Here is a 24,379-nt window from a genome sequence, read left to right as displayed (position 1 = left end):
AAACGCCAAGAGGGCGGCGCCGTCATCAATGGATAGATTAAGTTATTAGGGGGAGCACTGTCTGACGACTTTTAACGAGTGGGCGGTGTATATGGTTGATATATCTGGGCGAGAGCGGCGTTAGAAATAGTCTGGATTCAACTTTATTAACACGGCTTTTTAGAGGGGGCGGGTGGAGAGGGGGGGAGATAAATTGGCGTGCTTTTTTATTGTTGTATTGCACTGCCGGGGCGAACGCCTGAATGGTTCAGGCTGATTTTTTTACGCGTACGATTTTTTGTATCAGGCAGTACCCACGATTCCTTACTGCACGGAAAAGACGTTCGCCGTTACTGGCGTTTTTAAACTTCTCCTGTAGTCGGCTCAGGCACATTTCGAGACCCCGATAGTGTTCAGGTTCTCTGCCGATGCTGCGGATAAGATCGTCCTTGCTGACCACGCGATCTTCATGGTGCAGCATTTTTTTCAGCAGCGTGGCCTCCAGGCCAGTCAAGGCAATCTCCACGCCATCTTTGGTCAGCGCGCCGTTGGCATCGCTCAGTCGCCAGGTTTCAGTCAGTGGAGCGTGCGGTTTGGCCGCCTGGGAGACGCATTCCCTGGTGTCATCTCTGGCGTTGTCCGCAGTTGATGTGAAGTGAGTAAATTTCGTTACGGATTGGACTGCTTGCCATTCGGACTTGAACGTCGAAAGGATGCGCTGGGTATCATGCTTGATAACCGGAGGAACCATCTTGGCTACCTGCGGGGAAATAAATTCCATAAGCTTGGGGGCAGAAGTGGGTGGGGCAACGCCTTCATAAAACATCTTTGCCTGTGACGTGCCGTAACTGTTATATCGCTTGCTGGTCAGTAATGCCTCAAGCTCTAGTTGTAGTGCGGGGTTGTGAGTAACCACGACAAAGTATTTTCTAGGGAGGTTTGTGCTGCTATCCATGGCTCTCTCCTGATTTGCACATCTGGGTGTTGATTTAAAGGTTGTCGGCGGGGGAGTAATGGCTCCCTTGGAAGTAATCAAAGGGCAGCGCACGTGCCAGTATATGGCTGGCAGCATGCTCGACTCTGTCTGCTATAAAGGAGACTTTTGTGTTGTGAGTGAGCATGGTCATGCGTTCGTGGAGGCGATTGAATAATTCTGGATTGCCGCTGAGCTTGAGACTCAAGTCTAGAGAGGAAGTGGAAATCTTTATATAGTCGAATAGATTCAGGGTTGTAAAGATTTCGATACTTTCATCGTCGATGTTGTAATCGTCGAGCGCGATTTCTATGCCGTGATCTTTCAATAGATACACGTTATGAAGGATTTTCTTTTTTTCTGCGAAGCTGACTGCCGAGAGGGGTAGTTCATTGAGCGCGATAACCAGTGTCTGGCCAAATTCGCGCAGAGCAGCGCCGGACTGTATCAACTCTTCCGTGAGCGCAGAGTTGGCGAGGTCCGACTGTTTTACGCAAACAAAACTACGGCTTAAGTACTTGCTCCCGTTAGTGGTGTCGCGATCTTTTAGCGAGAACGCAATCAGCCTGGTTTGCATCAGTACTTCACTGTAGATCCCACTCATCTGATACGCCTCTGGCGCGCAGGGCGCGGAAGCAGAATCGTCAAAATGTATTCTGATCTCGCTGGCAAACGGGCAGTCATCCCGAGTGAGGATCAATTGTCGAGACAGGTAATGCTCTGCGTGATCGTAGAATCGCACGCTCCCTGTTGCGTTCATAAAACAGAAACTCCCTTTTACATTAAGAATCAGGTTGTCGAGATCAGACCCCTGATTAAACGATATCCATGCCCACGGATACTTTGAATGGCGTTGGTTCCATACATGCCTTTTATTTTGCCGCGAAGGCGACTGATCGACTTTTCCAAGGCTCTTGGGTCATAAAAATTTATATTCAGCCCCATGATCCTGGCGATTTCATCATGGCTCAATATTTGGTTTTTGGTCTGAGAAAAAGCCTCAAGAATTTTCATTTCTGCAAACGATACATCCAGTTTTTTATACTCGCCAATCAGGCACATGCGAGTGGGGTCCAAAAGCAAGTTATGCTTTTTTTGCCATTCTGGACTGTTAAAAAATTCGGACAGTACATCAGACTTTTTGTCTGCAAGAGTATCGCAATTAATACAGTAGTCGGCCCCGGCAAAATAATACTTCATCTTGTTGTAGGTGCCTCTACCGGTGATGGCTACGAAAATTATTGACGCCAGATTTTCGACGCGAATATTTTCTACCGCGGTGAGGCTTTCAACAAATGCTTGAGGGCTGTCGATTACGATAAAAATTGCACGGTATGAATCAGTATTCTTGTTTCTTTTGAATGAGTTGCTATAGCACATTGCATCAACGGCAATATCCTTGCCTACGTGGCTTGCGACTAATTCCCTAAAGCCCTCAGCTAGCGTGTGGGTTCGCCCAACGGTGAGAATACCTTTCTCCTCCTTCGCGTAGCTGTGGTCTGTAGTCGTTATTTTCCCTGTAAGCATCATGCTTTGACTCGGCTGGGTGCTGGCATTTGAATGTTAAAGCACCCATTCTCGGTTGTGACTGACAATTGGTAACATTTCACTCGTTTTTCAAGCGGTCGCTACCTTTTTTAACGTTCCTGGTGATTCTCACGTGATCGTTTGCTTACCAATGGCTCAAGAGGCCTGATGGCCTATTGGAATCTCGCGGGCTGACAGGTCATATCATTGTGCCATTTTTTGTCCCGATGTCCCGGTTTTTCGCATCAATACGACCGTGGATGCCGCTAAAGTTCCCGCGGCTTGATTTTTTTCATTGGGTGCCATGAGGCAGTAGGGCTTTGTTGATTCAAGTGCGAGTGATTGCTCTTGTTTGGCTCGGAGCTATCCAATATTAACCGTTATATAACGTTCATGTTGGTGGTGTTGACCATGGACATTTCATAACATTGAGTTTTATTAGTTTGTCTAATGCGCTTTAATTTCGTGTTGGCGTTGAATCAGAGCGAAGTCGACGCATGGGTATTTGTCGTTGAGGGAGGAATTAATGGATCTTTGGACAACCATATCAGTGTTGGTTTTAGGGATGGTCGAAGGTCTGACGGAGTTTTTGCCGATATCAAGTACAGGGCACCAGATTGTTGTCGCGGACTTGCTCAGCTTCGGCGGCGAGCGAGCCATGGCTTTTAACATCATCATTCAATTGGGCGCGATCCTGGCAGTTGTCTGGGAGTTCCGTCGCAAGATTCTCGAGATCGTTACCGGCTTACCGACTCAACGCAATGCACAACGTTTCACCTTGAATCTATTAATCGGCTTTCTTCCGGCAGTGGTCCTGGGTGTGTTATTCGCCGATAAGATCCATGAGTATCTGTTTAATCCAATCACTGTAGCAGTGGCATTAGTGGTGGGTGGCATCATCATGTTGTGGGCCGAGCAGCGGGAACATGTGGTGTCTGTCGAGCATGTTGACGATATGCGCTGGGCCGACGCCCTCAAGGTCGGTTTCGCGCAATGCCTGGCGATGATCCCGGGCACCTCGCGCTCTGGATCGACGATTATCGGCGGGTTGCTGTTTGGCCTGTCGCGTAAGGCGGCTACGGAGTTTTCGTTCTTTCTGGCGATGCCGACCATGGTCGGTGCCGCCGTGTATTCAGGCTATAAGTATCGGGATCTGTTTCAGGCTGGCGACCTGCCGGTATTTGCGCTGGGTTTCGTGACGGCGTTCTTTTTCGCCATGATCGCCGTGCGTGGTTTGCTCAAGTTCATCGCCAGCCACAGTTACGCCGTGTTCGCCTGGTACCGGATCGGATTCGGTTTGCTGATTCTGGCAACGTGGGTATTCGGTTGGGTTGACTGGACCGAAGCTGCAGCGCTCTGACACTTGCACCAGGCTGCAGGACATGCAGCCTGGTCGCAGGGCAGCGGCTAACCGTTAACGCCCCTCAAGCAACTCCGCCGCTTGATCCAGCAAGGCCAAAGGTTCTTTGGCCTTGTGAATATCCACCGACAATAACTGCCGAAACTTGCGTGCTCCCGGGAACCCGGTTCCCAGTCCAAGCACATGGCGAGTGATGTGGTGCATCGAACCACCTGCTGTGATGTGCGCCGCTATATAAGGACGCAACTGCGCCAGCGCCTCAGCCCGGCTGATCACCGGCGCCGCGCTGCCGAACAGTTGCTGGTCCACCTCGGCCATCACATAAGGGTTGTGATACGCCTCGCGGCCCAACATCACGCCGTCAAACGTCTGCAAATGTTCGTGGCAAGCCTCCAGCGACTTGATCCCGCCGTTGAGGATAATTTCCAGCTCAGGAAAATCCGCCTTCAACCGCGCTGCCACGTCATAACGCAGGGGCGGGATGTCACGGTTCTCCTTCGGCGACAACCCCTCCAGAATCGCGATCCGCGCATGCACGGTAAAACTGGTGCACCCGGCATCCCGCACCGTACCGACGAAATCACACAGCTCCTCGTAACTGTCCCGGCCATTGATCCCGATACGGTGCTTGACCGTCACCGGAATCGACACCGCATCACGCATTGCCTTCACACAATCGGCCACCAACTGCGGATGCCCCATCAGGCACGCGCCGATCATATTGTTCTGCACCCGATCACTCGGGCAGCCGACATTCAGGTTCACCTCGTCGTAACCATGCTCCTGCGCCATGCGCGCGCAGGCAGCCAGGTCCAGTGGAACACTGCCGCCGAGTTGCAGGGCGAGCGGGTGTTCGGCTTCGTTGTGACGCAGGAAGCGTTCGTGGTCGCCGTTGAGCAGGGCACCGGTGGTGACCATTTCGGTGTAGAGCAGGGCGTTTTTCGACAGCAGGCGCAGGAAGAAGCGGCAGTGGCGATCGGTCCAATCCATCATGGGGGCGACCGAAAATCTTCTGCTAATAACACCTTGATTTATAACGATTTTTTCTTCTGAAGAAATCACTTTATAGCCTTCGTGTGTAGCATTGGTGCACACGCGGTGTGCATGACGGGTGTGTGCAGTGTATTATTCGAGTACAGCGAATTGAACAGGGATTGCACACGACGATGGCGAGTATTGTAAAGCTTCCGAGTGGCAGCTGGCGCGCTCAGGTTATGCGCGGTGGCGTGCGGAAAGGGATGACGTTCAAGAAGCATGCTGACGCGAAGAGGTGGGCTGCTGAGATTGAGAGCAAGCTTGAGAGCATCCGGGCCGTAGGGACGGCACCAACCCCCAAGGGCTCGACTGTTGCGGACTTCATCAATAAATACATCGAAGAAACCGAACCGGTCAAACCGCACGGCAAGAACAAAAAAGCGACACTCTTACGGCTGAAATCGGAGTTCAAAGGTGTCCTGATGTCAGAGTTCTCGATCCTTCATCTTCGTGACTTTGTAGACAAAAGACTCAAGCAGAAGACTCAGGCCGGCACTACGGTTTCGGGCGTCACTATCGCTGTCGATTTGTCGTACATCTCCACGGTTTTGCATTGGGCGCGCGAAGTGAGGCACTACGACGTTGATGCAGGCATTGCAAACGAGGTTCGCAGCAGTCTGTCGCGCCGTGGTGTGAGTACGCGTAGCAAACAACGTGAGAGAGAAGCTACCGAAGATGAGCTCGACAAAATTTTCGCGGCATACGAAAAGAAGGGGGCGAGACAGAAGATCCCAATGCAGCATCTGATTGCTTTCGCCCTGGCTTCTGCAATGCGCCAAGAAGAAATTTGTCAGATTCTCATTGAAGACATCGACCATGTTGATAAAACAGTGAAGATCAGAAGCCGCAAGCACCCTCAGGAGAAGATCGGAAACAATCAGACTGTTCCTCTTCTGCCGGCAGCCTGGAAAATCGCTATAGCGCATGCTGGAGATCGAAAAGAAGGGCGTATTTTTCAATACAACCCAGCGTCAGTCAGCTCATCGTTTACTCGTATCTGTCAGCAATGCGAAATTGATGACCTGGTTTTTCATGATCTGCGCCACGGAGCAATCGGCAAGTTGTTTACTGTTGGTCTTCGAATCGAGCAGGTTGCTCTGATTTCTGGGCATCGGGACTGGAAGATGCTGAAGCGCTACACGCACATTAAAGCTAAAGATGTGCAGAAGGCCTTCAATGACTTGCTGGGTGTGCAGGCATCGAAGGCCGAATGAAGTCAAATTGAGCGCAATATGGACTCGCGACTACGTGTTCTTCTCAGTGAGTGCATGTAGTCTTTGACATCATCAAATGCATAGAAAAAGGCACGTCCGAAGAGAGTAGGGATTGGGCCTTTGCCGTGCTTTCGCCAGTGTTCGAGTGTCTCTTTCTTCACTTGGGTGATTTCGATCATCTGTTCTTCGGTCAAGAAGCCCAGGGACATGACAAGTGCGTTACGTTCAGACATTGGATAGCTCGTAATCCGTGAGCGCGCGTACCCTCCTAGTCGTAGCGCCAAATGTTTGATTTGCCGGTTCCATGAGTACTAAGGCGTTGAGAGTGCAGGTTGTGTAGGCGGATCAATCGATGGCACTTCTGTTCGAATCCGAAGAACTCAAGCCATCATTACGTTTGTTAAAATTGGCCGGCTGACATTTGTGTATAGCGTAAGAACCACGAAGTGCCGCCGTTCTGCTGCCAAAATCGAGGCGCTCGACCGATACGAACGGGTCGCGGCGATTTCTTTGCAGAAATGAAGGCTCGAGTTACAGGCGTGCGTATCAAGATTTCCCTTTTCAAGTCAGTAGCGTGCATCAAGGCGCCGTCCGGTTCGATGTCAATTCATGGTGAATGTTTAGTGATTCGCTGTCAATGAAAAAAATCAGCATGCATATTGACAATCCGTCAATTTTCAGGGTTAAAGAGTATATGAAAGGTATACTGTAAACACTGAAAAGACCTGCAGGGGATCAGATCGCACTCAGCAATGGTCAGCCAGCGCCTATCGGGAAATACGCATGAGCCTGCTCTTGAGTACTGCAAGAGATATGTGAGGAAGGACGATGTTGTCGCCTTGGGATGTGCGTTCGGGTATGGCTGACGTGCCTCGTGCCCGATCCGCCTTAACGAGGTAGTCGAGCTCTTCCTAAATTTTGTCGGCTGTGAGTTTTTTAACCCTTTTTTCTGACGGCATGGCGATTCTCAAATTTTGGACGTAGTTATCCCAAAAAATTAGCCGCTTGGTTTGGGCTCAAAAGACAAGCTAGCCGTCCTTCGGCCGAAAAAACGACTCCTATAAGCAAAACGGCCTCCTTAGGCTTTCGGTAAGGTTGATTGGATTTTCTTATCAAGCTACCAATTAGCCAGTAAGCAAATTGAATATCAGAAGCGCTGGGCAAAGGTCAGTTGGGTTTTGCTTGAAAAGGTGAGTAGAGATTGAGAGGTTTGGAGAAAGCTGTTTTTGAATTCAATAACTATACACTCCGTTTGGAAAAAATGATTTCAAGGGGGGGGGTGAAGATATATATTGCTTGACATTTCGTGAGTGCAGAAAAATCTAGGGTTTGCGACCCTTGTGGCTAATTGATGGCTGACGTGAAAGTAGCTAGCTGCCCGAGCCTCGTATCATTTTCAAACCGTCACTCGAGGGGGAGGCGCTGGCTAATGCCGCCCCGATGCTCTCTCGATCACGCCTGAGCTTCCGTGCGCAATGTTTGTAGCTTGCTAAAATGGTGGCTCTGTGCCATTGAAATTGTCCGGTTATTTAAACCCGCACTTGATTTGTTGCTACTGCAAACTGAGCTGAAGTGGATCACTCCGAAGATCTTCGTCCGTTCGCGGTGTCTGAAATCATCACCCTGGGGAAACCGCACCATGTCATCAAGGTCGTGATGGGCTGGAGATGATAGCGGGTGAAAAGTACGATACCCCAGAGCCTGATTGCTGGGGGCCGCCGGTAAACCAGAGGCTCACAAGACGTTTGTCAAAGCGCTGTACTGCGTAATTGCACCTCTACCCGCCATCGCGGCCTCTCCACTGCCGTATTACGTTGATGGCGTGAATGCTTGTCCGACAGCAGACGTAGGTGGAGTGTCAGATTACAAGGATTTTCTACAGTTTATGACAGACCCCAAGCATTCAGGGTACGACGACGTGGTGGGCTAGTACGGCGAGGTATTTGAGCCGATGGCATTTGGCCGCGACCGGGTTAAGGAGTGTTTTAGAAGAATCAAGGTTTGAGATGCAAGGCGTTGTAGCTCGAACGCCTGCGATGAAAATGCCTCTCCTGTGTATCTGTTATGGCCATCAACTCATGGCTGAAGCTTGGGGGGCACGATCGGTTTGCATCCGAAAGGTAGTGAGATCGGGCTGCATGAAATCAGCCTTCATCAAAAGGCTATAAGTGTTATCGAATTCGCTTAAACGCCGACACCATCACCCTTACTACTTGAGTTCGGGCGGTGTGTCCCTTCAAGTCTGCCAGTACCGATACACTGTTGAGCTCGCCAATCCAAGCGTCCGCGCCACCTCAGCCTGACTCAATCCTAAAGCCTTCAGCTCTCTCACCGAATCGGCATTCTTGGTATTACCAGGCTTACCCGAAGGCCTCTTTTTCAGCTCTTTGCCCACAAACTGACTCCTGACAAGCTCCTCTCCTCCTTCTTCTTTGAATGAGTCGAGTTCTGCACGTGCCCGCTCTAGAGTGGTATCGGTAGGTTCATCCTTCTGGATAGCGACGCAGAGGGTCATAAGAGCAATAGGATCGAATTGGAGGGCCTCTGCTAGCTCGATCAATTTCGCAACCGTGATATTGCTCTTTCCTTGCTCCAGCTTACCTATGTTTGCTTTTGCACTGACGTCTGCCAAATCACCGTAGTCGAAGCCTCGGATTGTCCTGATTGCCCTGAGCGTACCGGCGATCTCATTCTTAAGCGACATGGTCTGCCTCAAAAGCGAGGATAGAGCCATAACGGCTATCTTCCGATAAACCACGTTTGGTGGTAATATCGGAAATATGCGTTGCCGCTTTTTCAGAGCTAAGCCGCACAATCATGGGTTCAGAGTCTTTTTGAGATGGGCATCAGGCAGTTTTAGCGACCTGAGCACCAAACATATCACATGTATTGTCAGACGCTTTTTGATCGGATCTGAAAGAGATACCGATGGCCAGCGGGTGCGTCCAAGCATCGGAGACGCCTCGATGGATCGACGGAAAGCCCGGATATGAAAAATCGTCAGTGGGACAACTTGAGGTCATTCACTGACTTGGATGGTAAGGAAAAAGCGAAATGTTTATTACACATGAATCTTATAGGGAAGGGCGCCCCGGCTTCCCGGGGCCAGGACGAACCGCATGGCGAATGATCGAACGGGAATCAATGGATCCTTGGTATCACGTCATCCTTCGGTTCACAGAGGGAGCCAGACAATTCACCAAGAGGTTTATGCCAACGGACGCCTCTTTATTGTCCAACCTACTGGAGCTGGAGGGCCCAACTTGCCTTGTTGAAGAGGTTCAGGTCATAACCCCACCGTGGGTCAATGGAGGCCTCTCAGAGCGTATGGAGAAGCTAATCAGCCTGGTCATCGGTTACGACCAGAAAGGCGAGTGCGTGTTGCTTCATAAGGTGGCGGGTGGCGCCGTTTATAGCAGTGCTCGAGATGGCCTCGACGCCGGTTCACTCACTGGCATTCGGACGATCTACGAAGATACAAAAACTGCGCCTTCAGCAGTTCCGGAATTTGCTGACCACTGACCTAAACGGCGACTCCAATGAAGCTTCAAATCTATTCAGATCTGCACCTCGGTTTCGCTCGTTTCGATCCTACTCCAAGCGATGCGGATGTGATCATTCTCGCTGGTGACATTGATATCAAATCGCGTGGAGTCTTATGGGCGAACGACGCATTCCAGTGCCCAGTGATTTACGTGTGCGGCAATCACGAATTTTACGGCGGCCACATCGACCACACGCTTCGCAAGATGAAAGAGGCGGCTGCGCCTCATGTTCACGTCCTCGAAAACGAAGTATTGATCATCAACCAAACTAGATTTTTGGTCACGACTGCATGGACAGATTACTCGTCGACCGGAGATGTCGTTGCCGCGAAACGAGTCGCTTGGGACTGGATGAACGATTTCACCGTGATCAGAACCGATGAAAATTTCCGACGTTTGCGTCCTGATGACTTGATCGCTAAATCACAGGCGGCGTACGCCTGGCTTACTGGGGAACTGGACAAGCCCTTCGCCGGTAAAACTGTTGTCGTCACGCACCATGCTCCTATGTCGGAATACGTGAGTGGGGATTTTCCTGCACACCTTATTGCTGCGTACGCAAACAATTGGCCTGAGCTTCTGGGGAAGGCCGATCTTTGGGTGTATGGACATACCCACATCGCTGCGGATTTCGTTAAAGGAGGATGCCGAGTAGTGTCAAATCCTCGCGGATACCCGACCGAAGAGACCGGTTTCGATCAGGATTTTCTGATCGAGATTTGATGAGCCGTCTCTCAGTGATGAACCTTAGCGAACTGAATTTCGCTGCGTACGAATTCGAGAAAATTACATGGTCACGTTAGAAGAAATCTCGCAGCTACTTTACGGCGCAGGCGCGGAGATGGCTGGCTGGTTGGGGTCTGAGGAAGACCTGATCTATTTAGCAGCAAAGTCATTCCCAGGCAAAGCATTCTGCGTTGTTCGGCAGTGGATTTTGCTCGACCTCACGGTCAATTCAGATGAGAAAGAAAAGCTCATCGGACTGGGCCTGCTGCCCGCGACTCTGTACGCGCATGAAGTCGTTTTTGATAGCCGAAATCGATTTCAGGCAGGCATGTGGGTACGCAGCAATTTTGGCGTGTCTTTTAGTCAGGGTTGCATGTTTGAAACCAGGAGTACGGTCTACCTCCTGCTGGGATCGGGCCTAAGAAAAAATGCCAGCATAGGTGCTGCTTTTTCCATGAAAGCGGTTTGAGCAATGACTGGCGAAAAATACTACTTGAGTCATTTGGAGATGGCCGGATGCCTGAAATCATCGAAGTTGAATTTCATACCAAATATCTCAGTGACTTCCAAATGAGTCGCCTTGTACACGCGAGTCTCCGAAAATACACAGTACCCATTACGGCATTTATCAGCGATGCAGTGATCATCGAGGACAGATGCCTTGGCGTGTCCTTCGACCACTTTCCGCATGACGACGCGTACCGAATCGCCAATGGCGGAATCATTCGCACGGAAAAAGTTCGATCGGCTAGGAAAGAAGGACGGTTTTGGCTGCTCGAAACCCAAGCTGGTAATTACATCATCGCTAGCTTCAAGCGAGGCCTCGGCAGAGCGAGTTTTCTGAAGCTTCTCGAATCCGCCGACCATTTCTAAATGATGGTGAGACGTCCACTTTTTCATCTCGAGATAGGGCCTGGCACATGGCGTAAGAACGATGGTCAGTTGCTCGAGCAACAACCCACTTTGACGAGTTGCTCGACCAGGTGATCATGACTCGAAAACCGGTTTTCATCGAAGGGGAACGCAGGACTGCGGTGCTCATTTCAATGGTGGAATGGGAGTCGATTCAGGCCAAGCTTATACCTCGAGCTCCGTCAGACCTCTGAATAAGCACTTGCAAGGCCTCTTACAGTTTTAATCAGAAGCGCTTCGGGTTAGCCGTGCGGAGCGCTTCAAGCTGCCTCTATCCTGAGATGCTCATTTTGCCGTCGGACGGATTCACAGCTCGCCTTGACTCAGTAACCGTACTCGTTCAGCAGCCTCTGCAAAAACTCACGACGCCGTTGGACGATGCTTAAGACAAGATAGTCGCGCTCGGTATCTCTCGTCGACAAGTGTCCCGCGTCCACAAGACCATGAATGTAGCCTTCGGCTCGGCCTCTTGCTTCAAGCAACGCCTCTTTAGATGTGCTTTTGATGATGTCTTCAGCGATGAGCTGCCACCGCTTTTTCTGGTTGTGCCCAACAGGGTCGTCGGAAAATTTCGGTGCATTGATGAGGGTGTTGAAATCGGCATGTGCGTTAGGTGTGTTCAAAGCGAGCTCTCACAACAGATACGTCTGTGCCGGAGGCTATCATGCGCACACTTAATCGCCTGTTGCTGGCTGGCTTATCGGTTTCAATTTTCTGTAGGGGGGGCGCGACCACAAGACTAGGCGCTTACGCGAAAAAGCGATCGCCATAGCGCGACATGCACATCGGAATGCATTAGTGATTTAGCTCTCATTGCCTCGGCACGACACGAGTTTTCGCTATCGACGGAGACGATCGAGCAAGCGGTAAAACTGAATTATTCAAAATTATCGCTCAACCATAATTATTGCTGAGCCATAATTTTCTGCTTCTTCGTTTCATTCTCAGTTGTCACAAGCAGTGCCTTTTGCGATTACCGATTTGCAATATACTGTTTGCCACCTACCAAAAGAGATTCGTCATGTCCAAACTCGCAGAATACCGCCAACTCGAAAAACACCTAGCCGAGCAACTCCAGGCGCTGGAAGCCCTGAAGGGTGATGTTGGCTTGAAGCAAGAAATCGAATTTGAAACCAAGCTACGCGCTCTACTCGCCGAGTACGGCTACAGCCTGCCGAACGTGATTAACTTGTTGGATCCTCACGCACGCCGTCGCGCTCCTGCCGTCGAGTCGAAAGCCGGCAGCCGTAAGCCACGCCAGGTGAAGGTCTACAAAAACCCTCACACTGGCGAAGTCGTCGAAACCAAAGGCGGCAATCACCGGACTCTGAAAGAGTGGAAGGCCGAATACGGCTCTGCCACGGTCGAGTCCTGGCTGACCAAGTGATTTTGGTTTGAGTACAAAAGGGCCCTTCGAGGGCCCTTTTTTAGAGGAGGCTTATGCCAGGGCGAAGGCCGTTAGCAGTCAATCGTGACCGGACTCTAGATTGTCTGATTGAGCCGTAGTGGTTCGATCGAATCGCACCGCCGTCGATCAATAGATTCTGCCCATTCAGATAGCTTGCATGGCTACTGCATACGAAAACACAAAGTGCACCAAACTCCTCAGGAATACCGAAGCGCTTTGCAGGAATTTCAACTTCGCGGAACGCGTCACTTCCTTGAGCCATTTCCTGCCCTGTTGTGACCAACGTAGCGCGTAACCTATCGGTGTCAAATGAGCTAGGTTGCAGATTGTTGATGGTTACATTGCGACTAGCGATTCTGTCTTCGCGGGCAAGTCCTGCAATGAAACCGTTAGCCTACTGCGGGGCCCATTTGATAGGCCCAAGCTTTCAATCGGCGATTTCACTGCGCTTGACGTGATGTTGACGATACGACCAAAGCCCCGTTGGGCCATACCATCTATCGTTGCGTTGATCAGCTCGATAGGGGAGAGCATGTTGGCATCCAGAGCCTTGAACCCTCCTGCATTGTTGATCAAGGCGCTCAGAGCGGCTGTTCGACCTTCAGCTGTTGAAATGTCTCCCGCTAAAGCAATAACACTGACCTTGGAATTGATGGCTTTCAACTCAGCAGCGGTTGCATTCAGTGCCTGCTCACCCGAGCGGTAATCAACACGTTTACCCCCTCACAGACCAGCGCTTGAGCACAGGCTTTAATTGACGACCGGTTCCTATACCACCACCAATTACGACGGTTACCTGGATTTCGGTGGGTGCCTGGGCCGCCTGCACCATGCTGCTGATTGCATAGACGCCTGGGTGACCTCCGCAGTCGTTACCGACCACGATTACGGCATCTACTCCAAGTCGAGCGGCCGTACGCGCATAGCGCACAGCGGGAACCTTATGCAGGACTTTGATTCCGGCATCACGCAGGATCGGAAGTATGCTCTCGGGACTGGCCCCAGCAGTTTTGACACACAGCACACCCTCTTCAGCGATGATCTCCAACTGCTGCTGTAAGCGTTCTGCCCCTTTGGTCTGGCGAGAAATGTAGAGATTCACGCCAAAGCCCTTACCCGAGGTCAGCTCTCGGCAGCGGCGCAATTGAGCACGGAACTCATCTGGGTCGGGGGAAGCCCGCTGCCGCTATAAAACCTATACCGCCCGCATTCACAACAGCCGCGACGTAGTGGGCGTCGGAAACGCCGGGGCCCATACCTCCGCAAGAATGGGGTGAGAAATTCCCAGCAATTCGGTGATACGAGTTTTGAACATCTGACTACGCATAAGGGCCTCCATTTCGTTCAGAAACCCTTCAAGACGCAGGATTGCATTGAGCGGCAGACGGGGGAGCGGATCCGCTGCGTGACGAGAGTCTGAATCGCGAAGTGAACGACTCAAAAAACGCTACGTAGTTATAACTGAACATTTGTTCGGTAGCGACGCGATTCTGCGCCGAAACCCCCGGTGCAGGCGCATTTCGATGTTCGGTGCTCAGTTGATTTTCAGAGCAGCATGGGCAGTTTCGCGACGATCAGCCAGGACGCCTAGCTCTTGAATTTATCCGTGAAGCACCCTCTGTGGATCTTCAAAATCAACCCAAGTAGAGCCTCGGTTTACTACCAGCGCTCAAGGATGTTGCGTAAAACGCAACAAGTTCTTCAGGCCCAGTGATTGTTGCTGTATCTGCCTATCTCTTAATTTCCTGTCATCGCTTTGCAACATTGACAGGTGCCATCTCATGAACACTCCAATTTCCGATATCACCTCATTAGTCGAGCGAATTCGCGTGCTTGAAGCTGAATCGGCGATTCGTCTTTTGCTGAGTCGGTATATGTCATTGTGCGACGTTCCTGGCCCCGCCGAGCGTGCCGATGCACTGGCTCAGCTGTTCTGCGGCGATGCGGTATGGCAGGGAGTCGGCTCGCGGTATGCAGTCAAGTTTGGGCGGATTGAAGGGCGTGAGGCGATTGTTGCAATGCTCATGGGTTATCTGCCACCCAATCCTCACTTCCAGTTCAATTCGCATTTTCTTACCGGCGACCAGATCAGTGTTGACGGTCAACAGGCCAAGGGTCGCTGGTTGATGCAGCAACTAAGCCGGTACGACTCGGGCCAATCCGAATCAATTGTTGCTGTACTCAGCCTGGAGTTTCTCTGGGAGGCGGGCTCCTGGCGCATTTCGTCTTTCACCACCGAACGCCTTGATGCATGCCGTCTTGCGGATACTCAGGGGGCGCCATCATGAGCCCGCTGGTCATAGAAGGCTGCCTGGGAGGTCAGGGACTCACCGTCGCTATCAAGGACACTCTGGACGTTGCTAGTTGGCCAACCCGCTGTGGTACTCGCGCTCTGGAACTGGCATCGCCGGCGGAAAAACATGCAACCGTCGTGCAGGCGCTTCTCGATGGTGGTTGGCAGGTAATCGGTAAGACCGTACTGCATGAGTTGGCCTTTGGCGTCACTGGTATCAACGAGTGGGCGGGAACTCCAATCAATCCGCAAGCACCCGAGCGGATACCGGGTGGTTCTTCCAGTGGTTCGGCGGTGATTGTTGCTCAGGGTGCAGTAGATGTGGCGCTGGGTACCGACACTGGCGGTTCTGTGCGGATGCCCGCTGCCTGTTGCGGCGTGTTCGGCCTTAAGCCGACATTTGGCCGTTTGAGTCGTGAAGGCGTACATCCAGCGTCCAGTTCTCTCGATTGCGTTGGGCCGATGGCGCGGGATCTCGACACGCTCGTCGCTGCGATGTCGGCAATGGACTGCACATTCGTTGCGCAGATGCCTCCTGAGCAATTATGCGTCGGCTTGGTCGACGTGTCTTGTGATCCAGCAATTGAGGCAGCAGTGCGTGATGCAATAACGCGCCGAGGTTGGAAGTGGGAACTCGTCACATTACCGCTACTTGATCGGGCGTTCGAAGCCGCATTGACGGTCATTAATGCAGAAACCTGGGCTGCATATGGCCACTATACGGGTCAAGGTTTGTTGGGCGCAGATATCGAAGCGCGGCTGCTACGGGCGGCGGAAACTGACGCCAATGCCCTGCAGGCCGCAGAGTCAATTCGTGTGGCGTTCAGCGAGCAGGTTGAGCAGCTGCTTAAAAGCTACGACACCTTGGTTCTGCCGAGTTTGCCGCGATTGCCACCGCTTTTGGTTGATGTGCGGCAAGGTGAGCCGGTAATCGATCTCACCCGTTTTCTCCGGCCGTTCAACTTGAGCGGACATCCGGCCCTCAGTGTGCCAATTGCTTATCCAAATTCTTCCATCAAAACCAGCTTGCAACTAATCGGGCGCAAGGGGGACGACGCACGACTCTGCGCCATGGCGGCTGCCTCTCTGAATCACAAAACCGACGCTCGAAATCAACAATAGGACATTATCGTGACTAACCTTATTGACGCTGTGAACCTGGACGTCAGCCCTGCCGGGCTGGTCAAGTCCGACCGTGTTCACACCTCGCTGTACACCGACGCCAAGTTGTTCGACGCCGAGCTCGAAAAGATTTTCTACAGCACATGGGTCTGGGTTGCGCATGCTAGCGAGATCCCCGACTCGGGCAGCTACAAAAGCACGTTTATTGGCAAACAGCCGGTGATTGTGGTTTGTGACCGCAAGAAGCAGGTTCACGTGCATCTCAACCGCTGCCGTCATCGCGGCGCCACGGTGTGTGAACACAAGAAGGGCAAGACCAACAGTTTCGTTTGTCCCTACCACGGCTGGAGTTACGCTCTGGATGGCTCGTTGCGTGGCGTGCCACATCCAGAGAGCTACGGTGATTGCCTGGACAAGGGTGAATTGCCATTGGTGAGCCTTCGTGTCGAAGAGTATGCCGGCATGTTGTTCGCCACTTTCAAGGACGATATTGAGCCGTTGGTGGACTTCCTGGGCCCGGCGAAAAAGTGGATAGACCTCTTTATGAAGCAGGGCGCGGGTTACCCGATCAAGGTTCCGGGTGAGCATCGTTTTCGCTTCCCAGGCAACTGGAAGATCCAGCTGGAAAACACCACCGACGCATATCACTTCCCGCTGGTGCATAAGTCGTTCCTGTCATCGGTAGACGAAGAAACTCTCAAACTATTCGACTTTGTCGAGGGGCCTGGCTATGTCGAAGACCTCGGCAATGGCCACAGTGTGATGGTGATGATCCCTGACCTTGTGGATCTTGAAGCCGATCTGGACAAACCAATCCCGGAACGCTTCGAGGGACTGGCTGCACAGCTTCGTGACGAGGGAATCGAAGAGCAACAGGTGCGTCGCATCGTACGTGCGGTCGGCGGTTCCGGTTTCAACCTCAACCTGTTTCCCAATGTTGCCTGCTCCATGGCGTTCTTTCGGGTACTGCAACCGATCTCGGTAACCGAGACCGAAATCCATCACTCGGTCATCACCATGGACGGTGCCCCGGCAGTCGCCAATCGCTATCGCCTGCGTCTGCATGAGCACTTCCAGGGGCCCATGGGTTTCGGAACGCCGGACGATTCTGAGGCTTGGGAGCGGGTGCAGAAGGGGGCCAGCGCCGGAGAGAATCTGTGGATCATGCTGAACCGAGGTTTGCCAGGTGAGAAAGCTACGGAGGACGGTTTACGCAGTGACGTGAGTGCCGAGACCGGAATGCGCGCGGCCTACCAGCAATGGCAAAAAATGATGTCGGCGTAACCGGCGGAGGACTCTGATGAACCTGAAATTACTAAACGAAGTCACTGCTTTCATCTGGCAGGAAGGCGACATGCTTGACCATGGTGAGTTCAACAACTGGCTGAGCCTGTGGGCTGACAAGGGTACGTACGTCATCCCCATCGACCCGAAAGAACAGGACTTCGAAAACAGTTTGAACTACGCCTATGACGATCGTCACATGCGGGAACTACGCGTCCAGCGCCTGACCGGTGGCGAGTCGATTTCCACCAGCCCGCAGCCACGTACTGTGCGAACCCTGTCGCGCTTTCGAGTGCTGTTCGAGAGTGCGGAATATGTGACCGTGCGCTGTGCGCAAAACTTGCGCGAGTTTCGCAAGGACTCTCTCAAGCACTACAGCGCTGACATCGTCTACGAACTGGAGCGTGCCGGTGACAGCTTCAAGATCCAGCGCAAGCTGATTCGTCTGATCAACTCCGACGATACCCTCGCGGGTATTGGTTACATCCTCTGATCTGGGCGGGAATGAACCGATGAAAGACGTCCTATTGAATGTCGTTGTGCGCAACGCCCACCAACAGGGAGCTGGAGTGCTGGTGTTCGATCTATGTTCATCCGGTGGTGAACAGTTACCTGTGTTCGAGGCCGGAGCTCATGTCGACGTGCATTTGCCCGGTGGATTGATTCGCCAGTATTCGCTGTGTGGAGACCCGGCCGATAATGGCCGCTATCGCTTGGGGGTTCTCAAAGACCCGGCTTCGCGTGGCGGCTCAGAAGCGGTGCATACGACGCTGCGTGAAGGCACTGCCCTTACGATCAGTGCACCCCGCAATCTGTTTCCACTGGCGGGCAGTGCGCAACACTCGCTATTGATTGGCGGTGGGATTGGCATCACGCCGATGATCGCCATGGCATATGCGCTTCATGCTCGGAACGCTGATTTTGAACTGCATTATTGCGGCCGCTCGCGAAGCCACGCAGCCTTTTTGGAGGAGCTGGATGCGGCTCCATTTGCCCATCGAGTTACAACTCACTTCGACGATGAACCGGCCAGCAAGCTCGACCTGGTTAATGTGCTCGGCACGGTAGTCAATGACACTCATGTCTACACCTGTGGCCCATCAGGCTTCATGGAATGGGTGATCGGTGGTGCCCGTGAGGCGGGCTACCCGGATGACCAAGTACATCGCGAATACTTTCAAGTGGAGGTCGACAGTTCTGGCGAAGCCTTTGAAGTGCACGCCGCCCGCAGTGGAAAAACAGTTCAGGTGCACGCTGGGCAAAGCATCGTACATGCTCTTGCCGAAGTAGGTATCGAAATCGAAGTGTCCTGCGAACAGGGCGTCTGTGGGACTTGCCTCTGCGACGTGCTTGAGGGTGAGCCTGATCATCGTGATGTCTACCTGACCGATGAAGAACGTTCGGCTCACGACCAGATTTTGTTGTGCTGTTCCAGGTCGAGCTCAAAGCGTCTGGTTCTGGATATCTGAAAAATAATAAATACAAAAAACTGACAGCAGCGGGCGACAGATTCGCGCTGTTCATTCACTGCCATGTCTCTGGAATTCTGCTCCCAACCGTGGCTATTCAGAACGGATGTAACCATGTCAAAGCTAGCTTTGCCTGTGCATACAATTCACTACATAGGGTTTTTGGGAATCATGCTCCCGTGGGCGGCACACGCCGACCTGCTGGATGATAGCCAGTTGTCCCTGAACTTCAGAAACCTCTATTTGAACCGCAACTTCACAAACAGCGATGCACCAACCTCTAAAGTGGGAAACTGGTCGCAGGGTTTCGATCTGCAATTCCAGTCCGGTTACACCGACAGCCCCCTGGCCATCGGGTTTGACGCCAACGCCCAGTATGCGTTGCGACTAGACTCCACAGGTAATGATGGTTCATTACCCTTCAGCGTGCACGACCAAAAGGCGGCCGATGACTACAGCCGTGCCGGCGGTACACTCAAGTTGCGTTACTCGAAAACCGAACTGAAAATCGGCGATCAGAAACCCAATCTACCGGTCGCCTCTAATGACCCCAGTCGCCAGCTCGATACGATCTATCAGGGCGCGGTGGTCAACAGCCGTGAAATTGATCGGCTTGAGCTGACGGGGGGACGCTTCTGGTCAAGTGTCACTCGGCAATCCTCCAACCATGAGCAGTTGTACAAATACGGCTCCACCGATGATCTGGACAGTAAGGGCTTAGATTTCGGCGGCGTCACTTATTCAATCACGCCAGCGCTGCGGGCCACCTACTTTTACGGTGTACTCAACGACATTTACCAACAACATTACGCTGGCCTCAAGCATTCGCTTGACCTCGGTGATGGTTACGTCCTTAAGACCGATCTGGGTTATTTCAACAACAGCGAAGATGGCAGCGCCCTTGCAGGCAATGTCGACAACCGTTCCTACAGCGGCCTGATGACCCTGAATAAGGGCGCGCATATTTTCGGTGTCAGTTATCAACGCATGTTGGGTGAAACGGTTTTCCCCACGCTCAATGGCTTCGTGCCGCAACCTTATCTCCCGAACTGGGCCGGACTGCCGTTCATCCGTCCGGACGAGCGTTCCTGGTCTGTACGCTACGGCTATGACTTCGCACCTCTTGGGTTACCCGGCCTCAAGCTTTTCACCCGCTACATCAAGGGCACCGATATCGACCGTGGTGAAGGGTTGAGTCACGATCAGGAAAGCGAGCGCAATATCTTTCTTTCCTATGTGGTGCAGGACGGCCCACTGAAAGACCTGAGCTTTGATCTGAAGAATTTCAACATCAAGCAGAAGTACGGCAACAACTATGACGAATACCGCTTCGTCACTTCATACACCTGGAAGATCTGGTGAGCCGTCTGGCTCGGTTTGGAGAATTAAATGAGTAATTTCAAGACAGGCGTTACCAAAACCCCCAGCTCTTCCACAATGCGCCGAATTGTCATCGCCTCGGTATTCGGCAACGCGCTGGAATGGTATGACTTCTTTCTGTACGGCACGGCAGCAGCACTAATATTCGGCCCGTTGTTCTTCCCGGCCGGCACTGACCCGGTTCTGGGCACCATGGGGGCGTTCGCAGGTTTTGCTGTCGGCTTTTTCGCCCGGCCGTTGGGCGGGATCATCTTCGGCCATATCGGCGACAGAGATGGGCGCAAGAAAGCACTGGTCATGACCCTGAGCATCATGGGCGTCTCGACATTCCTGATGGGGTTATTGCCGACCTTCGAACAAGTTGGCTATCTGGCGCCCATCACCTTGGTTTTGTTGCGCATTGCGCAGGGCATTGCGTCTGGCGGGGAGTGGGGCGGTGGCGTGCTGATGATCAGCGAAAATGCGCCAGCCAATCGAGTCGGTTTCTACGCGGCTTGGAGTCAACTGGGCGTCTCAGGTGGTTTCGTACTATCTGCGGCGGCATTCTACCTAGTGCAAATGCTGCCCCATGAAGACTTCATGAGCTGGGGCTGGCGCCTGCCGTTCCTAGCCAGTGTCTTGGTCTTCGGCGTCGGTATCTACATTCGCCGCAACCTGCCTGAAAGCCGGGATTTCGAAGATGCCGCCGCGCAACGGGCGAAGGTTAAACACCCACCGGCGATGGAAGTGCTGCGCAAGCATCCCAAGGAAGTTTTTCAGGCCATGGGCCTGCGCATGGCTGAGAACAGTTGCGCCTACATCTTTCTTGCTTTTGTGATGGCTTACGCCAAGCTCACCGGCTTGAGCACCCAGGTAGTTCTGGGCGGGGTGATGGTCGCTATGATCGTTGAGGCCTTTACCATTCTGTTTTGGGGCTGGCTATCAGACATTATCGGTCGCCGCACGGTCTATGCCATTGGTTCAATCAGCCTTGTGCTCTTTGCGTTTCCGTTCTTCTGGTTGATCGATACCCATGTCAGCGGCTACGTGTATCTGGCATTGCTGGTAGGCTTAGCCTTCTGTCACGGCGCGATGATCGGCACCCAGCCGGCACTAATGGGCGAGCTATTTCCAGCTCATGTGCGCTATTCCGGTATGGCCTTGGGGCATGAGATCGCGTCGATCTTTTCCGGTGGGCTCGCACCGTTGGCGGCGACAGCGTTGTACGGCGCCTTCCACTCTGCCTGGCCAGTTTCTGTGATGCTGATTGTGTTCGGCCTGATCACCACCGGCACGCTGTTCAGCATCCGCCGCAAACCTGATTTACCACGTTAACGTCACAACGCCCATGAAGGCGGAACGGCTTTGTGCCTTCCGCCTTTTTTTGTTTGGGTGAGTCTCAGTCAGTCATACTCAACTTGCTGATCGATCGCGCCAGATGGCGAATCAATTCCTGGGTCACTGGTGGGAGTTTGCGCGACTGGCGGCGAATGATTTGCAGCTCGGTGCTGTTCATCTCCGGGCATTCCACTTCTAGTGCCACAAGCGTTCCGGCCTTAAGCTCTGGCAGGATCATGACCTCGGCCAGTAAGGTGCTTGCCATGTTCACCTTGACGAAGTCGATGATCACCTGCAGCGAGTTAGCGGTTATCGCCGGCTCGATTTCAAACGGTTTGCCCTTGCACGATAAGGTGACCAGCTCACGCACCCGATAGCCACGGTTGGGCAGTACCAATTGCGTGCTAGCCAGTTGTTCCAATGTGATCGACTTCTGTCGGGCCAGTGGATGATCGGGGTGGACAATAGCCCGCAATGGCTGATTGATACCGAACTGTCGGCGCAAGGCGGGGTTGGGGTGCGGTGCGAACAGCACGCCGATCTGCGCCTGATCCTCCATCACCATGTGTTGGACTTCCAGGGTCGGCGCTATCAGGATCTCGGTGCGCAGACCCGGATAGGACTTGAAAAAGCTCTGTAGCTTGCCGATCAGCTTCGCACCAAAAAGTCCCTCACCGACGGCCACGACAGTTTTGCCGAGATGCTGCCCTCGCAAATCGTTCAAGCGGTTAATCAGTGCCTCATGTTGGCCCACGCGTGCACGATAGTAGTCGACGGTGGCCATGCCGGCTTCTGTGAGACGGATACGGTGCGTGCCGGTCTCAATCAGATCGATGCACAACTCTGACTGCAAAAGATTGATTTGTCTGCTGACCGACGACGGGGCAATTCCCAGTTGGTCTGCTGCAGCGCGCATTGATCCCAGTTGATAGCTGAGAAAGAGATATTTCAACCGCTGATCCTGAAACTCCAGGGACGGGGAAGATTTGGACGTATCCATGCAATGGTACCTTCAAACGGCACATCAGGCGAAAGGAGTGGGACTCATGGGTCTAACTCTCGTTATCGCTAAATTGAAGCAACTAATGCGCCGCTTCATCGCGATACAATGATGATCGTGTCTTAGTACCTGACGCAATCTGTATCTTGTAACAACGACCAGTGACCAGTGTGGCGCTTATTTAGCAATCCATTTACCTAGTACGGTAGTGCTGAGATGTACAAGCGTTGACGACTCATAGCCGGCAGGCTCGACCTCCTGGCCCGATCGGTGCCGATTCATCCGCGGCTTCGTGGGGTACTGACCCTGCTGGTTTTTCAAGCGCGACGTGTTGGTTTTTGATTGCAAGCAGCTCATACTTCAATCGAGTGAATCACATCTATAAATGAATTATTCCCCAAGGCGAATGTATATAAAACCTTGATTATGGCTAGTGTGCGTACTTAGCTACCGTGGAAAACAGAGCCGACTTTTCAATATAACGTTCTAGCAAACAGGCAGTTCGAGTGTTCAACTGCTCATGATCGAATATGTTTATCGTACAGATCTGTGCTGTAGAGCAGGTAACTGACAACCTAACTCGATCGCCCCCGACTCATATCCTAATCCATAGCGAACAACTAAAAATAACTCGCAGGAAGCACGTTCCGGTTCACTGCCGGCTTCATCGGATTAGTTAGCACTCTTAGCAAGCTCGTTGAGGAGTCTGGCGGCGCCAAGTGCATCGTGACCACTTTGAGGAGGTTGGGTGAGAAGAATGCCTCTTGGGCAATTATGCTTGTCGGCTTCATTGCAGCTATTCCGGTATTTTTCGAGGAGGGGGTCGTCCTCATAATTCCCCTGATCTACGTCGTCGCACGTCAGACCAAGATCAACGCGCTTTACTTGGGGGAGGCGCTGGCCACCTCGCTGATAGTTGTCCACTGCATTCTCTCCCCACACCCGGCCGCCACGGCTATTACCGGCATGCTCTATGTAGACATCGGCAAGGTGATTCTGTACGGCCTTATCGTCGGTCTGCCAACGGCAGTAGTTGCGGGGGCCTATCTGGGTGAAGCTGACCTGCGCTCGGGAGGCTGCTTATGGGCCGTCACAATTTCTGGCTGACCGTAGCGAAGTGTTCGTAGACGACAGGATGGCACCCAACTTTGGTATTGCGATGGTGACGGTGCTGTTGCCATTGGCGCTGATGGTGGGAAAAACGCATGCTTCACCTTTACTAATGAAAGGCTCAATAGCGTTTGAGTGGGTCTCTTTCATTGGTGACTCCCTTATTGCGCTCGCTCTTTCGATCTGCTTCGCATACTGGTCACTTGGCCTGCGCCGTCGACTTGGTATGGGCGACCTGCTTAATCTGACCAACCGCTGCTTCCCACCACTACTAGGTATTCTCCTGGTCGTCGGAGCAGGAGGTACGTTCAACGACATGTTGGTTGGTAGCGGAAATGGGAAGGCGCTGGCAGACGTACTGGGGCAGTCGCGGAGATTAGCACTGCAGGCATCGTTCTGCCTCTTTTGGGGCTGCGCCCTGAATGCGGCCTGCTAGCGATCGGGCGCTGAAGGTAGGCTGACTGTCAGGATCTGCTTGGGTCGAAGACGCTTCAGTCGGCCGTATTACCTACACCATGCGTCCCTAATCACAATTCCTGGCGCAGGTGACCAGACAAATGGGTGATTGATTGCCTATGCCTGTCTGTACAAGTATGTATTTACGGGTTAGAGTCGATCACGCGTCTCGACACGTTTATCCGCGAATTGGCGTATGTGTGTTCTGTGTTAAGGCACAGGTGCTCCATAACTGTACTCGTGCGCTACAAGCGCTTCTGTTGGTTATT

General features: G+C 52.6%; 27 protein-coding genes and 1 pseudogene. 17 read left to right on the top strand and 11 right to left on the bottom strand.

From position 1 onward, the window contains the following. Positions 1 to 247 precede the first annotated feature (247 nt). The 3 genes from ABIE16_RS12695 to ABIE16_RS12685 are packed head-to-tail and all read right to left on the bottom strand — an operon-like array spanning position 248 to position 2,482. On the bottom strand, positions 248 to 934 hold the full coding sequence (locus ABIE16_RS12695) for a winged helix-turn-helix domain-containing protein (protein WP_090454167.1): 687 nt from the start codon (positions 932 to 934) through the stop codon (positions 248 to 250). A 34-nt stretch (positions 935 to 968) separates the two neighbouring features. Then, entirely contained in the window at positions 969 to 1,712 is a 744-nt protein-coding gene (locus tag ABIE16_RS12690) for an EAL domain-containing protein (protein ID WP_057715618.1), read from the bottom strand. A 29-nt stretch (positions 1,713 to 1,741) separates the two neighbouring features. After that, positions 1,742 to 2,482 (bottom strand): winged helix-turn-helix domain-containing protein, encoded by a 741-nt coding sequence (locus ABIE16_RS12685; protein ID WP_057715617.1) that lies wholly within the window; start codon positions 2,480 to 2,482, stop codon positions 1,742 to 1,744. A gap of 523 nt (positions 2,483 to 3,005) precedes the next feature. On the opposite strand from ABIE16_RS12685, the gene ABIE16_RS12680 reads away from it, so the two are divergent. Then, a complete protein-coding gene (locus ABIE16_RS12680) occupies positions 3,006 to 3,839 on the top strand; it encodes an undecaprenyl-diphosphate phosphatase (RefSeq protein ID WP_057715616.1) in 834 nt (277 codons plus the stop codon). 54 nt (positions 3,840 to 3,893) lie between these two features. Here ABIE16_RS12680 and dusA read toward each other — a convergent pair whose 3' ends face one another. Beyond that, positions 3,894 to 4,880 (bottom strand): tRNA dihydrouridine(20/20a) synthase DusA, encoded by a 987-nt coding sequence (gene dusA, locus ABIE16_RS12675; RefSeq protein ID WP_429521436.1) that lies wholly within the window; start codon positions 4,878 to 4,880, stop codon positions 3,894 to 3,896. Positions 4,881 to 5,077: 197 nt separating this feature from the next. Here dusA and ABIE16_RS12670 point away from each other — a divergent pair, with 197 nt between their 5' ends. Beyond that, positions 5,078 to 6,088, top strand: coding sequence for a tyrosine-type recombinase/integrase (locus tag ABIE16_RS12670; protein ID WP_204124325.1), 1,011 nt, complete (start codon positions 5,078 to 5,080; stop codon positions 6,086 to 6,088). 2 nt (positions 6,089 to 6,090) lie between these two features. Here the strand turns inward: ABIE16_RS12670 and ABIE16_RS12665 are convergent, their stop codons facing one another. Beyond that, the gene (locus ABIE16_RS12665) at positions 6,091 to 6,321 is read right to left on the bottom strand and encodes a hypothetical protein (RefSeq protein ID WP_204124324.1); all 231 of its coding nucleotides are present in this window, start codon (positions 6,319 to 6,321) and stop codon (positions 6,091 to 6,093) included. Positions 6,322 to 7,793: 1,472 nt separating this feature from the next. On the opposite strand from ABIE16_RS12665, the gene ABIE16_RS12660 reads away from it, so the two are divergent. Next, positions 7,794 to 8,018, top strand: a complete 225-nt coding sequence (locus tag ABIE16_RS12660; protein ID WP_275406298.1) for an IS1096 element passenger TnpR family protein — start codon at positions 7,794 to 7,796, stop codon at positions 8,016 to 8,018. 76 nt (positions 8,019 to 8,094) lie between these two features. Beyond that, on the top strand, positions 8,095 to 8,256 hold the full coding sequence (locus tag ABIE16_RS12655) for a glutamine amidotransferase-related protein (RefSeq protein WP_429521435.1): 162 nt from the start codon (positions 8,095 to 8,097) through the stop codon (positions 8,254 to 8,256). 68 nt (positions 8,257 to 8,324) lie between these two features. On the opposite strand, the gene ABIE16_RS12650 is transcribed toward ABIE16_RS12655, so the two are convergent. Continuing rightward, positions 8,325 to 8,792, bottom strand: a complete 468-nt coding sequence (locus ABIE16_RS12650) for a resolvase (RefSeq protein ID WP_429521323.1) — start codon at positions 8,790 to 8,792, stop codon at positions 8,325 to 8,327. Positions 8,793 to 9,415: 623 nt separating this feature from the next. On the opposite strand from ABIE16_RS12650, the gene ABIE16_RS12645 reads away from it, so the two are divergent. The 3 genes from ABIE16_RS12645 to ABIE16_RS12635 all read left to right on the top strand — a co-directional run bounded on the left by ABIE16_RS12645 (position 9,416) and on the right by ABIE16_RS12635 (position 10,828). Further along, on the top strand, positions 9,416 to 9,610 hold the full coding sequence (locus ABIE16_RS12645) for a hypothetical protein (RefSeq protein ID WP_204124322.1): 195 nt from the start codon (positions 9,416 to 9,418) through the stop codon (positions 9,608 to 9,610). Between the two features lie 17 nt (positions 9,611 to 9,627). Continuing rightward, positions 9,628 to 10,356, top strand: a complete 729-nt coding sequence (locus tag ABIE16_RS12640) for a metallophosphoesterase (RefSeq protein WP_204124321.1) — start codon at positions 9,628 to 9,630, stop codon at positions 10,354 to 10,356. A 67-nt stretch (positions 10,357 to 10,423) separates the two neighbouring features. Next, entirely contained in the window at positions 10,424 to 10,828 is a 405-nt protein-coding gene (locus ABIE16_RS12635; RefSeq protein WP_429521322.1) for a DUF6957 family protein, read from the top strand. A gap of 29 nt (positions 10,829 to 10,857) precedes the next feature. Here ABIE16_RS12635 and ABIE16_RS12630 read toward each other — a convergent pair whose 3' ends face one another. Both ABIE16_RS12630 and ABIE16_RS12625 read right to left on the bottom strand, forming a co-directional pair. Next, positions 10,858 to 11,313 (bottom strand): hypothetical protein, encoded by a 456-nt coding sequence (locus ABIE16_RS12630; RefSeq protein ID WP_204124319.1) that lies wholly within the window; start codon positions 11,311 to 11,313, stop codon positions 10,858 to 10,860. Between the two features lie 281 nt (positions 11,314 to 11,594). Further along, on the bottom strand, positions 11,595 to 11,894 hold the full coding sequence (locus ABIE16_RS12625; RefSeq protein ID WP_180205530.1) for a hypothetical protein: 300 nt from the start codon (positions 11,892 to 11,894) through the stop codon (positions 11,595 to 11,597). A 398-nt stretch (positions 11,895 to 12,292) separates the two neighbouring features. Here ABIE16_RS12625 and ABIE16_RS12620 point away from each other — a divergent pair, with 398 nt between their 5' ends. After that, entirely contained in the window at positions 12,293 to 12,658 is a 366-nt protein-coding gene (locus ABIE16_RS12620) for a histone-like nucleoid-structuring protein, MvaT/MvaU family (protein ID WP_429521321.1), read from the top strand. A gap of 121 nt (positions 12,659 to 12,779) precedes the next feature. Here the strand turns inward: ABIE16_RS12620 and ABIE16_RS12615 are convergent. Both ABIE16_RS12615 and ABIE16_RS12610 read right to left on the bottom strand, forming a co-directional pair. Continuing rightward, positions 12,780 to 13,434 (bottom strand): annotated as a pseudogene (locus ABIE16_RS12615) (SDR family oxidoreductase); the annotation flags it as partial. Next, entirely contained in the window at positions 13,395 to 13,781 is a 387-nt protein-coding gene (locus ABIE16_RS12610; RefSeq protein ID WP_429521320.1) for a nitronate monooxygenase, read from the bottom strand. The gene ABIE16_RS12610 and the pseudogene ABIE16_RS12615, both read right to left, overlap by 40 nt. Before the next feature lie 679 nt (positions 13,782 to 14,460). Between ABIE16_RS12610 and ABIE16_RS12605 the strand changes: the two genes are divergently transcribed. The 7 genes from ABIE16_RS12605 to ABIE16_RS12575 all read left to right on the top strand — a co-directional run bounded on the left by ABIE16_RS12605 (position 14,461) and on the right by ABIE16_RS12575 (position 21,541). Further along, positions 14,461 to 14,967, top strand: coding sequence for a nuclear transport factor 2 family protein (locus tag ABIE16_RS12605; RefSeq protein ID WP_429521319.1), 507 nt, complete (start codon positions 14,461 to 14,463; stop codon positions 14,965 to 14,967). Then, positions 14,964 to 16,094, top strand: a complete 1,131-nt coding sequence (locus ABIE16_RS12600) for an amidase (protein ID WP_429521318.1) — start codon at positions 14,964 to 14,966, stop codon at positions 16,092 to 16,094. The genes ABIE16_RS12605 and ABIE16_RS12600 overlap by 4 nt, the downstream gene beginning before the upstream one ends. A gap of 9 nt (positions 16,095 to 16,103) precedes the next feature. Beyond that, positions 16,104 to 17,378 carry an aromatic ring-hydroxylating oxygenase subunit alpha gene (locus ABIE16_RS12595; protein WP_429521317.1) on the top strand — a complete coding sequence of 425 codons (1,275 nt, stop codon included), beginning with the start codon at positions 16,104 to 16,106 and terminating at the stop codon, positions 17,376 to 17,378. A 16-nt stretch (positions 17,379 to 17,394) separates the two neighbouring features. Then, complete coding sequence (locus ABIE16_RS12590; protein WP_429521316.1) at positions 17,395 to 17,871, top strand: aromatic-ring-hydroxylating dioxygenase subunit beta; 477 nt, start codon at positions 17,395 to 17,397, stop codon at positions 17,869 to 17,871. A gap of 19 nt (positions 17,872 to 17,890) precedes the next feature. Beyond that, entirely contained in the window at positions 17,891 to 18,847 is a 957-nt protein-coding gene (locus ABIE16_RS12585; protein WP_429521315.1) for a PDR/VanB family oxidoreductase, read from the top strand. 114 nt (positions 18,848 to 18,961) lie between these two features. Next, complete coding sequence (locus ABIE16_RS12580) at positions 18,962 to 20,209, top strand: OprD family porin (protein WP_429521314.1); 1,248 nt, start codon at positions 18,962 to 18,964, stop codon at positions 20,207 to 20,209. A gap of 27 nt (positions 20,210 to 20,236) precedes the next feature. Further along, positions 20,237 to 21,541: an MFS transporter gene (locus tag ABIE16_RS12575; RefSeq protein WP_429521313.1), complete on the top strand. Its 1,305-nt coding sequence runs from the start codon at positions 20,237 to 20,239 to the stop codon at positions 21,539 to 21,541. A gap of 64 nt (positions 21,542 to 21,605) precedes the next feature. On the opposite strand, the gene ABIE16_RS12570 is transcribed toward ABIE16_RS12575, so the two are convergent. Next, on the bottom strand, positions 21,606 to 22,544 hold the full coding sequence (locus tag ABIE16_RS12570; RefSeq protein ID WP_429521312.1) for a LysR family transcriptional regulator: 939 nt from the start codon (positions 22,542 to 22,544) through the stop codon (positions 21,606 to 21,608). A gap of 666 nt (positions 22,545 to 23,210) precedes the next feature. On the opposite strand from ABIE16_RS12570, the gene ABIE16_RS12565 reads away from it, so the two are divergent. Together ABIE16_RS12565 and ABIE16_RS12560 are read left to right on the top strand one after the other, a co-directional pair. Next, on the top strand, positions 23,211 to 23,651 hold the full coding sequence (locus ABIE16_RS12565; RefSeq protein WP_429521434.1) for a hypothetical protein: 441 nt from the start codon (positions 23,211 to 23,213) through the stop codon (positions 23,649 to 23,651). Continuing rightward, positions 23,596 to 24,090: a hypothetical protein gene (locus tag ABIE16_RS12560; RefSeq protein WP_429521311.1), complete on the top strand. Its 495-nt coding sequence runs from the start codon at positions 23,596 to 23,598 to the stop codon at positions 24,088 to 24,090. Before ABIE16_RS12565 ends, ABIE16_RS12560 begins: the two co-directional genes overlap by 56 nt. Positions 24,091 to 24,379: the final 289 nt, after the last annotated feature.

The sequence above is a fragment of the Pseudomonas sp. 2725 genome (genome assembly GCF_050434585.1).
Lineage (GTDB): Bacteria > Pseudomonadota > Gammaproteobacteria > Pseudomonadales > Pseudomonadaceae > Aquipseudomonas > Aquipseudomonas jessenii.
This window is presented reverse-complemented; position numbering and strand designations above follow the sequence as displayed.